This window comes from Janibacter sp. CoH_79_TC_3 (assembly GCF_058197955.1).
The window spans coordinates 1-243 of record NZ_JBXWIV010000175.1 but is presented as its reverse complement, the minus strand read 5'-3'; the positions used below and the strand labels follow the sequence as shown (position 1 = coordinate 243).

Here is a 243-nt window from a genome sequence, read left to right as displayed (position 1 = left end):
CTATGCGGAACATTTTTCCCATATGATCCACATTCACACTTCCGGTAAAAGGGAACTGGTCACCCGCCAGTCCTTTGATTCCTTCATAACCTCCCTGAAAATGGACTCACGTTTCTATCAGTGTAACCGGGGCGTTGTGATCAATCTGGAGCATGCCGTCGATTTTGACGGAACAGGCTTTCGCCTTGATAATGGAAGCAATGTCCCTGTCAGCCGGAAGCTTCTCAAAAACGCCAGACAGAC

1 protein-coding gene is annotated in these 243 nt (G+C 48.6%); it reads left to right on the top strand.

All coding sequences use genetic code 11. From position 1 onward, the window contains the following. A partial coding sequence (locus tag AC2FA3_RS15540; protein WP_490510378.1) for a LytTR family transcriptional regulator DNA-binding domain-containing protein occupies positions 1-243 on the top strand: 243 nt, incomplete at both ends.